The following is a 13,853-nucleotide window of genomic DNA, read 5'->3' on the forward strand; positions in this document are numbered from 1 at the left end:
GGTAGCGGCAGGGCTATTGATGGTCGGTGATAATCGACGTCCTCAAGGTAAAGGGCGCGCTGGTATCGATGACGTATGGATTGGCCTCTTGTTCCAGATCGTTGCTTTCTCGAATGTGGAAAGTTCGTTCGGTGGCGGCGGCTGTGTTGGGAATCGGGGCGGCATCCTTGTCCAGATCAAGCAGTGTCATTTGAGCGTCGAAGCCGACCTGGGCCTCATTGGTGGCAGGGTCATAGGTGATGACGTAATGGGTGTCCTTGCCTTTGAAACCCACGTGATCTTGCAGTTGATTTATTTTCAGTTCCACCGATGTCGGGGCGACACTGCCCTGATGAGCAACTTCGGAGATGCGCGCGCGCATGTTCGCATCCGGAACTGCTTGCTCAAACTGCTGCAAGCGCATACGCAATGTTGCTCCGTCGGCGCTTCCCGTGGCATCCAGTTCCACCGTGGTGTACCCGTCGGGTTGCTTGATCCGCACGGAATAACGGTCACGGTTCAAATCTTTTAAAAAGTTTGGCGAATAGTCAGTTGAGCCATACTCATTGGGTTGCGCCTTTTCACTGGGAAAAACTTCGAAGTTCTCTTCCTCGACAGTCCAGGAAACCGTGAGCTTTCTTTTGAAAATACCGTCCTCTTCAAAGTTGCTCACCCCTTGTTGGTAGGCGGTGTTGCGGTTGTATTTAAAGATCTCATCAAACTTGTCGGCCCCACTGGTTTTGGCGTCGCCGAGAATTTCGAAGCCATCGGAAAGCCTGGGCTCTGCCTTGAGATCGTTGCTGGGCGTTGGTGAAGGTGCACGTTGCCACGGCCACTTCATGCCGCCATCGGTTTTGATGCGGGCCCATTCACCGTTTCCGTCAGTGTGTACTGTCATTACCGGCTTGCCGGTGCCGGGTTCAATAATCTGCACATAATCATTGCTCAGTTTGAAATCGCTTTTTATCTCAAATACCTGACGAATACCCTTTTCGTCGGTGTAGCGAATAAACCACTGGTCCAGTCCGGTGGTTGCCTCTTTAACCTGGTAGATACCCTTCGTGTTACGTACAGCCGTTTCGATGAGTTGCTCGCCGTTCGGTACCGCGTATTGATTGAGGTTGCCCGCTTGGCTGGGCTGCAGGCGGTTGGGAGCCGGCGCGGTTTGTGGGCCCACCCGCGGTGGCTCGTTCGGGGTGGGCGTGATGGGGCTTTCTTCAGGGGGCACAAACGGGTCTTCAACCGAGCCACTGGCGCCCACCGAGAACAACGTATTCAGCAAGCCATCGAATGCCTTTGATGCTCCGTCATTGCGTTCAGCCAGGGTATCGCCCGAGGCTTGTTTTTCCACCCCAAGTGCCAGCTCGGCCAACCCGGTAGCCACCGCTGCGGCGGCCACAGGGGCGGCGATGGGTGCCAGCTTGGCCAGCAAACCCGCTGCCACGGTAATGTCGTTGAGCCAGGTGTCCCGCGTTACTTCACTGTTGGACTTGATCATTACGTCGGCGTCACTGGTCATGCGCGCCTTAGTCGCGGTGGCGATAGCGCAGAAGACGTCACCCTCAATATTCGAGCCGTCACCATCGAACGTCGGATCTTTCAGTTCTCCACTGGCGAGCTTTTCGAACGTGCTGTCCAAGCCTTCGGTTTTTCTGCCCACATTGGTAAAAGACACTATGGGCATGAAAATGCCTGCCAGTTTTTCAATCGTCCCGGGCTCGTGGTCCTGGCGGGCGATCAGTGGGAAATGTTTCATCAAGGATTCGCGTTTTTTCGGATCCTTGGCTTGTTCGATTACCCATTGATCCAGTTTCTCCAGGGAGTCGAACCGCAGGAATGCGGGTTCCGAGCCCGGTATGTAGAGGACCTGGCGGCCACCGTCGGCAGCACTGAACCGCACAATATCGTTGGACAAGAAGCCCTTGATATTGAAGGCATGCGCCTGGACTACACCTTTTACAGGCGCCTGGGACTTGAGTTGTTCGACATTGAGCGGTGCATTTTCGTCAAGCGGAAGGTTGGAGACCGCGCCCATGACCAAGCGGTAGTCTTCCCGCGTGAACCGATGCTCGGGTGCTTGTAGCGTTTGCTCGGCCGCCGGCCTGGCGGCGACCGTCTTCAGTTGTTTTCGGGCCTGATAGGCGAACTCGCCTTTGATCGCTGTCTGGTAATCGGTGCCGTGGGTATTCCAGAAATCGTCGATTTTCTGCGTCATGACCGATTGGAAGTCGGTTTTCCAACTGGCATGCATCAACACCGAAGGAGCCAGTGGGAATTGGTTATGCGCACCGTACCCACCCGTTCTACTTTTACCTGGCCCGTCTATATATAAACCGGCTTCCGAGTCCAGATTGCCGGGGACCCAGTCGTTTTCAGAGAAGTTCTTCAGCAGTGCATCCGGCAGGCGCAGGGAGGCGGTTGGCTCCTCGCCCATATGCTCCCAACCGGTAGCCGTTGATGCGCTTTGCGAACTGTTGAAACGGTTGAGATAAAGGGTGTCGGCATCCACGTGTTTGCCCGTCAGTTTGAAAATGACCGACTCTGCCCATTGTTTTGCTTGGGCGCGCACATTTGGCAATGTCTCGGCAACTTCCACTGCCAGGTGTTTGTAGGCCAACGCCTGGGGCGCTTGGGCGTAAAAGGTGGCGGCACGCAGCTTGAGCTGTTCAAGCGCTTGCGCCGAGCGCTGGTTCGCCGGACGTACGGGATCCTCAGGCGAGAGGGGGTCGAAGGCTTGGTTGTGCTCCAGGCGCCTGATTTGTGACCTGCCCTCGGTCAGTGATGTTGGAAGGCGTTCACCCTGGAAGTTGGCAACCAACCCTGCGCGCACTTGGATGAAGTCGTCGCCAAAGCGCATCTGCAATTTCTCTACAGTTCCTGGCGCAATGACTTTGGCCGCTTCAAGCAGCGGGCGGCTGACTTGACCCCAACCGGAGTTGTCCGTGAGGGTGAACGTTTTCATCTTGCCGTCCGCGGCGGCTGTCAGAGCGCCTGTGCGCGGATTGACGGCGATTAGGGTGGTCGGGTCGATCTTCTGTCACGCATCCAGCCTTGAACCACAGGATGCTGCAATTGCGCCCGATAGACTTCGAGCCACTGGCCCAGATTGCTCTCGCGGGGGACTTTGATAAGCCCGGGTTTTTTACCCTCTGCTTTGCTCTGCACCGCTGCCAGGTATTCGTTGAGCAACGCTGTTTCGTGGGGGGATGTCGATAGGCCAGGATTGCCCTGTCGCGCCGCAGGGGTGGCTGTTTCGCTGGTCTTTGTCTGCTCGTTTGCAAGAGGGGTGATGGGGTGCCGAGGAGGAGAGGTGTTGCTGGAAGGTGCGTACATGGTTTTCAGTTCTCGTGAAGTGAATAAGTACCGCCACTGCACTCCCTGTTAGCCTTGGCACTATTTGCGTAACGAAAACCGGTGGGTTGATTCCATTGAATGTGCCGCTGGATATGACGTGTCCGTGGGGACACATCGCAAAAAAAGGCGCAAACCCGTGAGGGCTGCGCCTTTGTTTTGTCCAGATCGTGGTTATTGCAAGACTTCGATCACCCCGTCAGCGCTCATGCTGACCTGGCTGGTACCGGCTTCTACTTCCGGCGTTGGTGCCGAATCGGCCATGGCCGCCTTCATCATCATCCCGCCACGGGCATAAGGTTGTGGGTAGCCATTGGTGTTGAAGTTCAAGTTGACGATCTTGTAACCCTTGCCGCCCAGCGCGTCGGTGGCCAGTTGTGCGCGGGCTTTGAAGGCGGCAACCGCGTCCTTGAGCAGGGCGTCTTCGCTGGTCTTGCGCGTGGCGTCGGCGATGGCGAAGTCCATGTTTTCCATTTTCAGGGTGTTGAGCAATTCGCCGGTGAGTTTGGACAGTGCCGGGAAGTCCGCGCTTTCCAGGCGCAGTTCGGCGCGCTCACGCCAGCCGGTGATCTTCTGGTTCTTGTTGTCGTAGATCGGGTAGCTGTTGCGGCTGCCCTGGCGCAAGGTCACGCCTTTGACTTCGCGCGCCTCGCCCAGGGCCTTGTTCAGGGTGGTGGTGATTTCGGCGGCGAGCTTGGCCGGGTCGGTGTTCTGGGACTCGGTGTAGAGGGTGACGATCATCTTGTCGCGGGCCACTTCCTGGCTGACCTCGGCACGCAGGGAAATCTGGTTGTAATGCAGTTCATCGGCAGCCAGGGCCGGGAGGCTGGCCAGGGCGCTGGCGCTGAGGGTGAAAATGGCTGCACTGCGAGTGAAACGAGACATGGAAGCTCCTTAGGGTGTTCGTATCGGGTATGACTGTAGACGGTGGCATCGGGTTCTTCGGGTTTACGAATTAGAAAAAAAAGTTTCAAGCTGCGAGCTACAAGCTAAAAGGCGCGCATATTCCTGCTGTTTGAAGCGTGCCACGTGAAGCTGCGGCGCCCTGCGTCAAAGAGCCACACACCCAATGTCCGAGGCGCCGCTTCGTTTATACTCGTGCCGATCCGCCTGCAGCGCTCACCGGGAGAGCTCATGCTCGCCGCCGTAAAACTGACTTCCGCCACCCGCCAGAACCTCTGGCGCCTGACGTTCATCCGCACCCTGGTACTGGCCGCACAGGCCGGCTCCGTCGGGCTCGCCTATTGGTTCGACCTGTTGCCGCTGCCGTGGCTGCAACTGGCCGTGACCCTCGGTTTCTCCATCGTGCTGTGCGTGTTCACCGCGATCCGGTTGCGCACCACGTGGCCGGTGACCGAGCTGGAATACGCCCTGCAATTGGCCTGCGACCTGTTTATCCACAGTGTGTTGCTGTATTTCTCCGGCGGTTCCACCAACCCGTTCGTGTCTTATTACCTGGTGCCACTGACCATCGCCGCCGTGACCTTGCCGTGGCGCTACTCGGTGGTGCTGTCGGGTATCGCCCTGACCCTGTACACCCTGTTGCTGGCGCGCTTCTATCCGCTGCAAACCTTCCCCATCGCCCGCGAAAACCTGCAGATCTACGGGATGTGGCTGAGTTTTGCGCTGTCCGCCGCCGTGATCACCTTCTTTGCTGCGCGCATGGCCGAAGAGTTGCGCCGCCAGGAAGAATTGCGCGCCATTCGTCGTGAAGAAGGCCTGCGCGACCAACAGTTGCTCGCGGTCGCCACCCAGGCTGCCGGCGCCGCCCATGAATTGGGCACACCGCTGGCGACCATGAGCGTGCTGCTCAAGGAAATGACCCAGGACCATCACGACCCGGCCCTGCAGGACGATTTGAGCGTGCTGCAGGAACAGGTCAAGCAGTGCAAGCAGACCTTGCAGCAACTGGTGCGCGCCGCCGAGGCCAATCGCCGCCTGGCGGTGGAGATGCAGGATGTGACCCAGTGGCTCGACGAAGCCCTGAACCGCTGGCACCTGATGCGTCCCGAGGCCAGTTACCGTTTCAACCTGCTGGGGCAGGGCACAGTGCCACGCATGGCGCCGCCGCCAGACTTGACCCAAGCGCTGCTGAACCTGCTGAACAATGCCGCCGACGCCTGCCCCGAAGGCCTGGGCGTGCAACTGGACTGGGACGCCGAAAACGTCACCATCAGCATTCGCGACCACGGCGCGGGCGTGCCGCTGGCCATTGCCGAGCAGATCGGCAAACCCTTCTTTACCACCAAGGGCAAAGGCTTCGGCCTCGGCCTGTTTTTGAGCAAGGCCAGCGTGACCCGCGCGGGCGGCTCAGTGAAGCTCTATAGTCATGAGGAAGGTGGCACGCTCACCGAGCTGCGCCTGCCCCGTGTCGCACGAGGAGATATCGATGAGTGACGAGATCCAAGTCGAAGGCGAAGAACTGCCGCACCTGCTGCTGGTAGATGACGACGCCACCTTTACCCGCGTGATGGCGCGCGCCATGAGCCGTCGCGGCTTTCGCGTGAGCACTGCAGGTTCGGCCGAGGAGGGCCTGACCATCGCCCAGGCCGACCTGCCGGACTATGCCGCGCTCGACCTGAAAATGGATGGCGACTCCGGCCTGGTGCTGCTGCCCAAGCTGCTGGAGCTCGACCCGGAAATGCGCGTGGTGATCCTTACCGGTTATTCCAGCATCGCCACCGCTGTCGAGGCCATCAAGCGCGGTGCCTGTAACTACCTGTGCAAACCGGCGGACGCCGACGACGTGTTGGCCGCCTTGCTCTCCGAGCACGCCGACCTCGACACCCTGGTGCCGGAAAACCCGATGTCGGTTGACCGCCTGCAGTGGGAACACATCCAGCGCGTGCTGACCGAGCACGAAGGCAACATCTCCGCCACTGCCCGCGCCCTCGGCATGCACCGCCGCACCTTGCAGCGCAAGTTGCAGAAACGCCCGGTACGGCGCTGAACGAAGTCTGAACAATCTGCTTCAGGCCGCACGGAGCCCTGAACCGATCGTCTATGATCGGTTCAAACGCCTGTCATTCTTTACCCTACCGAGCCTGAACGATGAATCAGAACGCTGAGTATTCCGCGGTCAATGACGCGGTGCGTGGGCAATTCTTCCGCCGAACCTGGGCGATGATCACGCCGTATTGGCGCAGTGAAGAGAAGGGCAAGGCCTGGCTGCTGCTGGCCGCGGTGATTGGCCTTTCGTTGTTCAGCGTGGCAATTTCGGTCTGGATCAACCACTGGTACAAAGACTTCTACAACGCCTTGGAGAAGAAGGACACGGCGGCCTTCTGGCAGTTGATCGGCTACTTCGGCGGGATCGCCGCCGTGGCGATACTCGGCGCGGTGTACCGCTTGTACCTGACCCAGATGCTGACCATCCGCTGGCGGGCCTGGCTCACCGAGCAGCACTTCGCGCGCTGGCTGGGCCACAAGAACTACTACCAGCTGGAGCAGGGCGGTTACACCGATAACCCGGACCAGCGGATTTCCGAAGACCTCAACAACTTCACTTCAAGCACCTTGAGCCTGGGCCTGGGGCTGTTACGCAATGTGGTCAGCCTGGTGTCGTTCTCGATCATCCTGTGGGGCGTGTCGGGCAGCATCGAAGTGTTCGGCATCACCATCCCGGGCTACATGTTCTGGTGTGCACTGCTTTATGCTGCGGTCGGCAGTTGGCTCACGCACCTCATCGGCCGTCGCTTGATCGGCCTGAGCAACCAACAACAACGCTTCGAAGCGGACCTGCGTTTCTCCATGGTGCGTGTGCGCGAGAACGCCGAGAGCATCGCCCTGTACAACGGCGAGCCGAATGAGAACCAGCGCTTGAGCGCCCGCTTCGCCAAGGTCTGGCACAACTTCTGGGACATCATGAAAGTGTCCAAGCGCCTGACCTTCTTCACCGCTGGCTACAGCCAGATCGCGATCATCTTCCCCTTTATCGTCGCCGCGCCGCGTTATTTCACCGGCAAGATCGAGCTGGGCGAGCTGATGCAAATCAACTCTGCGTTCGGCAATGTGCAAGAGAACTTCAGCTGGTTCATCAGTGCGTATTCGGAGCTGGCGTCGTGGCGCGCCACGAGTGATCGTCTGCTGAGCTTCCACCAGGCCATGCGTGATAACGAGCAGCGTGCGCCGGCGATTGATGTGCGCGCGGAAGGCGAGCGCCTGGTGGTGCAGGACCTTGGCATGGACCTGGCCGATGGCCGCCACTTGCTCACCGCCGCCGACATGACCGTGGAGCCTGGCCAGCGCCTGATGCTCAGCGGGCGTTCCGGCAGTGGCAAAAGTACCCTGTTGCGCGCGATGGGCCATCTGTGGCCGGCGGGGCACGGCAGTATTCGCCTGCCGGCGGCGCGTTATTTGTTCCTGCCGCAGAAACCTTATCTGCCGATCGGCACCTTGAAGGCCGTGTTGAGTTATCCACAGGACGACAGCGTCTATCCGGCAGAACGTTATGCACAGGTGCTGGAAACCTGCCGCCTGCCGCATCTGGTCGCACGCCTGGACGAGGCCAACCACTGGCAGCGCATGCTCTCCCCGGGCGAGCAGCAGCGCCTGGCCTTCGCGCGCGCGTTGCTGTTTGCACCGCAATGGCTGTACATGGACGAAGCCACTTCGGCGATGGATGAAGAGGATGAGGCGAGCCTGTATCAGGCATTGATCGATGAGCTGCCGGGGTTGAGCATTGTCAGCGTCGGCCATCGCAGCAGCCTCAAGCGCTTCCATGGGCGGCATGTGCGGATCGAGAGCGGGTTGCTGCAAGAGCAACCCGTAGCCTGAGGCTGGGCTCAATCAAAATGTGGCAGCGGGCTTGCCCGCGAATGCGGTGTGTCAGTGACACAGATGCTGAATGACCCACCGCCATCGCCGGCAAGCCAGCTCCCACAGTTGAGCGCGGTTGCCTGATGGATTCGGCTCCCAAGGGCAGCATATGTAGATCGAGAGCGGGTTGCTGCAGCAGCAACGCCTCTCCCAAGCCTGGGCTCAATCTAAATGTGGGAGCGGGCTTGCCCGCGAATGCGGTGTCTCAGTAACACAGAGGCTAAATGACCCACCGCCATCGCCACCGCCATCGCCAGCAAGCCGGCTCCCACAGTTGAGCGGGGTTGCCTGATGGATTTGGCGCCCACAAAAAAGCCCGGCTGATCATCGATCAGCCGGGCTTTTTCAGTGCTTGAAAATGACTTACTTCTTCAAGCCGTAATGCTCATCCAGCATGCCCGGGGCGTTTGGCGTTTTTGGCGCGTAGTCCCGTGGCGGCTCCTGGTTTTCCCGGGGTGGGGTCAGGCGCTCGCGTGGAGCTTGCGGTGCATCGGAATGCAGCGCGGCCAGCAGGCGCTGGCGGGTGATGTCGTCGAGGGCCAGGCGGTTGGCGCCATCGGCGAGGTGATCCTGTACTTCCTGGTAGCTCTGGGTGAGCTTCTTGACCAGGGTCGCGGTGCTGTTGAAGTGGGTAACAACCTCGTTCTGATAACTGTCAAAACGTTCCTGGATGTCATCCAGCTGACGCTGCGTGCGGTTAGGCGCGGCATTCGGCAGCAAGCGAGCAACCAGGAAACCAATGGCGACACCGGCAACCAGGGCAAGAGTCGGCAACAACCAAACTAAGAGCGAGTGTTCCACGAGTCCTTCCTCTATAAACGGCTTTGCTTTACGTTAACGGCTCGGACCTGCGCTGTATACCGCGATTAAGCTCGCAATGATGCCATGCACAGACTTTTAGCTAGACGAGTCGACCCTTTGAGAGGTCACGGAGTTCATTCCTTGCTCATGCGTGAAACCCCCGTTTTGATCGATGGCCCGGTAGGCCAACTGGAGGCCCTGTACCTTGATCACCCCGAGCCACGTGGCCTGGCGCTGATCTGCCACCCTAACCCGGTGCAAGGCGGGACCATGCTCAATAAAGTTGTATCGACCCTGCAACGCACCGCCCGCGATGCCGGTTTGATTACTTTGCGTTTCAATTATCGTGGCGTCGGCGCGAGTGCCGGCACCCACGACATGGCCACCGGTGAAGTGGACGATGCCGAAGCGGCCGCCACCTGGCTACGGGAAAAGCACCCCGACCTGCCGATCACGCTGCTGGGTTTTTCCTTCGGTGGCTACGTGGCCGCCAGCCTGGGCGGTCGCCTGGAAGCCAAGGGCGAAAACTTCGCGCACCTGTTCATGGTCGCCGCGGCGGTGATGCGCCTGCGCGATACCGACGTGCTGCCGCAGGGTTGCCCGTTGACCCTGATCCAGCCGGAAACCGACGAAGTGGTCGACCCGCAAGTCGTCTACGACTGGTCCGCCGCCCTGAAACGCCCCCATGAGCTGCTGAAAGTGGCAGAATGCGGACACTTTTTTCACGGCAAGCTGACCGATCTCAAGGATCTGGTGCTGCCGCGTCTCTCGAATTGATAGCAGTCTGATAAGCGATTACCCATGACGACTCGTACCCGTATCCTCACCGGCATCACCACCACCGGCACGCCGCACCTGGGCAACTACGCCGGTGCGATCCGCCCGGCGATTCTCGCCAGCCAGGACGCCAATGCCGACTCTTTCTACTTCCTGGCCGACTACCACGCCCTGATCAAGTGCGATGACCCGCAGCGCATCCAGCGCTCGCGCATGGAAATCGCCGCGACCTGGCTGGCCGGTGGCCTGGATGTGAACCGGGTGACGTTCTATCGCCAGTCCGACATCCCGGAAATTCCCGAGCTGACCTGGCTGCTCACTTGCGTGGCCGCCAAGGGCCTGCTCAACCGTGCCCACGCCTACAAGGCCTCGGTGGACAAGAACGTCGAAGCCGGCGAAGACCCGGATGCGGGCATCAGCATGGGCCTGTACAGCTATCCGGTGCTGATGGCGGCGGACATCCTGATGTTTAACGCGCACAAGGTGCCGGTCGGCCGCGACCAGATCCAGCACGTGGAAATGGCCCGCGACATCGGCCAGCGCTTCAACCACCTGTTCGGCAACGGTCAGGAATTCTTCACCATGCCCGAGGCGTTGATCGAAGAAAGCGTCGCCACCTTGCCGGGCCTGGATGGCCGCAAGATGTCGAAAAGCTACGACAACACCATCCCGCTGTTCACCAGCGCCAAGGACATGAAGGACGCGATCTCGCGGATCGTCACTGACTCCCGCGCGCCGGGCGAAGCCAAGGACCCGGACAACTCGCACCTGTTCACCCTGTACCAGGCCTTTGCAACCAAGGCCCAGGAAGAAGAGTTCCGCGCCGAGCTGCTGCAAGGCCTGGGCTGGGGCGAGGCGAAGAACCGTCTGTTCCAGCTGCTGGACAGCCAATTGGCCGAGCCGCGTGAGCGTTACCACCAGCTGATGTCGCGCCCTTCGGACATGGAAGACCTGCTGCTGGTCGGCGCCAAGAAGGCCCGTGCCGTCGCTGCGCCGTTCCTCGCCCAGTTGCGCGAAGCGGTTGGCCTGCGCTCGTTCGTCAACCAGGCGGCCGCGCCGGTCGCTACCAAGAAAAAAGCCGCGAAAGCCGCGCGCTTCGTAAGCTTTCGTGAGGACGACGGCAGCTTCCGCTTCCGCCTGTTGGCCGCCGACGGCGAGCAATTGCTGCTGTCGCGCAACTTTGCCGATGGCAAGGCGGCGGGCGCCGTGACCAAGCAACTGCAAAGTGGCACCGCGCTGGACGTACGCACCGAGGCCCTGAGCTTCAGCGTATGGCTGGACGGCGCCGCCGTCGCTGACAGTGCCGAGTTCGCCGACAGCACGGCGCGCGATGCCGCCGTTGAAGCGCTGCGCGTGGCGTTGACCCCAATCGAGGATTAACCCGACCAAGGGTTGATTGCCATTATCCAGGGCCGTCGTTACAGTGACGGCCCGTTTTTGTTGCCTTGCTAACGAAATTATGACGCCCCTAGAACGATATCAAGCTGATCTGAAACGCCCTGAGTTCTTCCACGACGCCGCCCAGGAAAATGCTGTGCGTCATTTGCAGCGCCTGTACGACGACCTGGTCGCGGCCTCGCAGAGCAAACCCGGGATGTTCAGCAAGCTGTTTGGCAAGAAAGACCACGTGCCGGTCAAGGGCCTGTATTTCTGGGGTGGCGTCGGCCGGGGCAAGACATACCTGGTCGACACGTTCTTCGAGGCGCTGCCGTTCAAGGAAAAGGTCCGCACGCACTTCCACCGCTTCATGAAGCGTGTGCACGAAGAGATGAAGACCCTGCCGGGCGAGAAGAACCCGCTGACCATCATCGCCAAGCGCTTCTCCGAAGAAGCACGGGTGATCTGCTTCGATGAGTTCTTCGTCTCCGACATCACCGATGCCATGATCCTCGGCACCCTGATGGAAGAGCTGTTCAAGAACGGCGTGACCCTGGTTGCCACCTCCAACATCGTGCCGGACGGCTTGTACAAGGACGGCCTGCAGCGTGCGCGCTTCCTGCCGGCCATCGCGCTGATCAAGCAGAACACCGAGATCGTCAACGTCGACAGCGGCGTCGACTACCGCCTGCGTCACCTCGAGCAAGCGGAGTTGTTCCACTTCCCGCTGAACGAAGCCGCGCATGACAGCCTGAAGAAAAGCTTCCGCGCGCTGACGCCGGAATGCACGAAGGCGGTGGAAAACGACAAGTTGATGATCGAGAACCGCGAAATCATCGCGTTGCGCACCTGCGATGACGTGGCCTGGTTCGAGTTCCGTCAACTGTGCGACGGCCCGCGCAGCCAGAACGACTACATCGAACTGGGCAAGATCTTCCACGCGGTGATCTTGAGCGGCGTCGAGCAGATGGGCGTCACCACCGACGACATTGCGCGCCGTTTCATCAACATGGTCGACGAGTTCTATGACCGCAACGTCAAGTTGATCATCTCGGCGGAAGTCGAGCTCAAGGACCTGTATACCGGCGGCCGCTTGAACTTCGAGTTCCAGCGCACGCTGAGCCGCTTGCTGGAAATGCAGTCCCACGAGTTCCTGTCACGCGGCCACAAGCCGTAGTCGATGTGCCCGAAATAAAAAAGGCCTGCAGCGATGCGGGCCTTTTTTATGGGAGATCTCCAGTACAGCGCAGATCAAATGTGGGAGCCGGGCTTGCCCGCGATGGCGGTGGGTCAGCGACAGATACACTCACTGATATACCGCTATCGCAGGCAAGCCAGCTCCCACATGGGGTTGCGTACAGCCTCGGTTATGCGGCTTTTCTGGAACTGCTGGATGCAGTCCTTTTTTATGCGTGATCTCCAGCACAGCGCAGATCAAATGTGGGAGCCGGGCTTGCCCGCGATTGCGGTGTATCAGTGACGAATGTTTTGACTGACACTCCGCATTCGCGAGCAAGCCCGCTCCCACAGTTTTCTACCGCGTTTGGCCTTGGTTATGCGGCTTGCTGGATGCGGGCCTTTTTATGCGTGATTTCCCGCACAGCGCAGATCACAGGTGGGAGCGGGCTTGCTCGCGAATGCGGTGTATCAGTGACGAATGTTTCGACTGACACTCCGCATTCGCGAGCAAGCCCGCTCCCACAGTTTTCTACCGCGTTTAGCCTTGGTTATGCGGCCTGCTGGAACTGCTGGCGGTACTGGTTGGGCGACAGCTCCGTGTGCTGCCTGAACAGCCGCGCAAAGAAACTTGCATCGTCGTAACCCACCTCATAACTGATGGTCTTGATGCTCTTGCGGCTGGCCGAGAGCAGGCCCTTGGCGGTTTCGATGCGCAGCCGCTGCAGGTAATGCAGGGGCTTGTCACCGGTAGCGGTCTGGAAGCGGCGCATGAAATTGCGGATGCTCATGCCGTGTTCCCGGGCGACGTCTTCGAAGCGGAACTTGTCGGCGAAATGCTCTTCGAGCCAATGCTGGATCTGCAGGATGATCACGTCCTGGTGCAGCTTCTGCCCCCCAAACCCGATGCGCCCAGGCGAGTAACTGCGCTGCACTTCGTAGAGAATATCGCGGGCCACGGCCTGGGCGATGTTGGCACCGCAGAAGCGCTCGATCAGGTAGATATAAAGATCGCACGCCGAGGTGGTGCCGCCGGCGCAGTACAGGTTGTCGGCGTCGGTGAGGTGCTTGTCCTGGTTGAGCTGGACCTTGGGGAAGCGTTCGCCGAAGGCATTGAAGAAACGCCAGTAGGTGGTCGCCTCCTTGCCATCGAGCAGGCCAGCTTCGGCCAGCCAGAACACCCCGGTGGCTTCGCCGCAGAGGACGGCGCCACGGGCGTGTTGTTCGCGCAGCCAAGGCAGCACTTGCGGGTAGCGCGTGCACAGGGCGTCGAAATCATCCCAGAAGGCCGGCAACACAATGATGTCGGCGTCTTCGAGGCCGCCGTCCACCGGCATGATCACATCACTGAAGCTGCGCACCGATTGCCCGTCGGGGCTGACCAGGCGCGTTTCGAATGCCGGGGTCAGGCCCAGGCCTTGCTGTTTGCCATACCGCAGGCTGGCGAGGTGGAAGAAATCCTTGGCTTGCATGAGGGTTGAAGCGAATACCCGATCAATGGCCAAAATGCTGACGCGCCGCAACGGCGTGGAGATTTGGTTAGACATAATTTCATTTATTCTTATAGGGGAAAG

At 59.9% G+C, this 13,853-nt stretch carries 10 protein-coding genes; 6 read left to right on the forward strand and 4 right to left on the reverse strand.

Annotated elements, in window-relative coordinates:
* Window positions 1-13 precede the first annotated feature (13 nt).
* A complete protein-coding gene (locus tag JFU04_RS03630) occupies window positions 14-2,941 on the reverse strand; it encodes a dermonecrotic toxin domain-containing protein (RefSeq protein WP_201143531.1) in 2,928 nt (975 codons plus the stop codon).
* 563 nt (window positions 2,942-3,504) lie between these two features.
* Entirely contained in the window at window positions 3,505-4,215 is a 711-nt protein-coding gene (locus JFU04_RS03635) for an SIMPL domain-containing protein (protein ID WP_201143532.1), read from the reverse strand.
* Window positions 4,216-4,464: 249 nt separating this feature from the next.
* On the opposite strand from JFU04_RS03635, the gene JFU04_RS03640 reads away from it, so the two are divergent.
* From JFU04_RS03640 to JFU04_RS03650, 3 genes are all read left to right on the forward strand, one after another.
* Window positions 4,465-5,727, forward strand: coding sequence for an ATP-binding protein (locus JFU04_RS03640; protein ID WP_065900649.1), 1,263 nt, complete (start codon window positions 4,465-4,467; stop codon window positions 5,725-5,727).
* The gene (locus JFU04_RS03645) at window positions 5,720-6,280 is read left to right on the forward strand and encodes a response regulator transcription factor (protein ID WP_003171731.1); all 561 of its coding nucleotides are present in this window, start codon (window positions 5,720-5,722) and stop codon (window positions 6,278-6,280) included. Before JFU04_RS03640 ends, JFU04_RS03645 begins: the two co-directional genes overlap by 8 nt.
* Before the next feature lie 101 nt (window positions 6,281-6,381).
* Entirely contained in the window at window positions 6,382-8,106 is a 1,725-nt protein-coding gene (locus JFU04_RS03650; RefSeq protein ID WP_065900650.1) for an ABC transporter ATP-binding protein/permease, read from the forward strand.
* A gap of 405 nt (window positions 8,107-8,511) precedes the next feature.
* Here the strand turns inward: JFU04_RS03650 and JFU04_RS03655 are convergent, their stop codons facing one another.
* Window positions 8,512-8,949, reverse strand: a complete 438-nt coding sequence (locus tag JFU04_RS03655; RefSeq protein WP_017138275.1) for a YhcB family protein — start codon at window positions 8,947-8,949, stop codon at window positions 8,512-8,514.
* Between the two features lie 147 nt (window positions 8,950-9,096).
* On the opposite strand from JFU04_RS03655, the gene JFU04_RS03660 reads away from it, so the two are divergent.
* From JFU04_RS03660 to zapE, 3 genes are all read left to right on the forward strand, one after another.
* The gene (locus JFU04_RS03660; protein WP_201143533.1) at window positions 9,097-9,726 is read left to right on the forward strand and encodes an alpha/beta hydrolase; all 630 of its coding nucleotides are present in this window, start codon (window positions 9,097-9,099) and stop codon (window positions 9,724-9,726) included.
* A gap of 24 nt (window positions 9,727-9,750) precedes the next feature.
* Window positions 9,751-11,106, forward strand: a complete 1,356-nt coding sequence (locus tag JFU04_RS03665) for a tryptophan--tRNA ligase (protein WP_065900653.1) — start codon at window positions 9,751-9,753, stop codon at window positions 11,104-11,106.
* Between the two features lie 79 nt (window positions 11,107-11,185).
* Window positions 11,186-12,280, forward strand: coding sequence for a cell division protein ZapE (gene zapE / locus JFU04_RS03670; RefSeq protein ID WP_065900657.1), 1,095 nt, complete (start codon window positions 11,186-11,188; stop codon window positions 12,278-12,280).
* A gap of 550 nt (window positions 12,281-12,830) precedes the next feature.
* Here zapE and JFU04_RS03675 read toward each other — a convergent pair.
* Window positions 12,831-13,751 (reverse strand): GlxA family transcriptional regulator, encoded by a 921-nt coding sequence (locus JFU04_RS03675; RefSeq protein ID WP_177343923.1) that lies wholly within the window; start codon window positions 13,749-13,751, stop codon window positions 12,831-12,833.
* Window positions 13,752-13,853 lie beyond the last annotated feature (102 nt).

This window comes from Pseudomonas sp. TH21, from assembly GCF_016651025.1.
Taxonomy (GTDB): Bacteria; Pseudomonadota; Gammaproteobacteria; order Pseudomonadales; family Pseudomonadaceae; genus Aquipseudomonas; species Aquipseudomonas aylmerensis.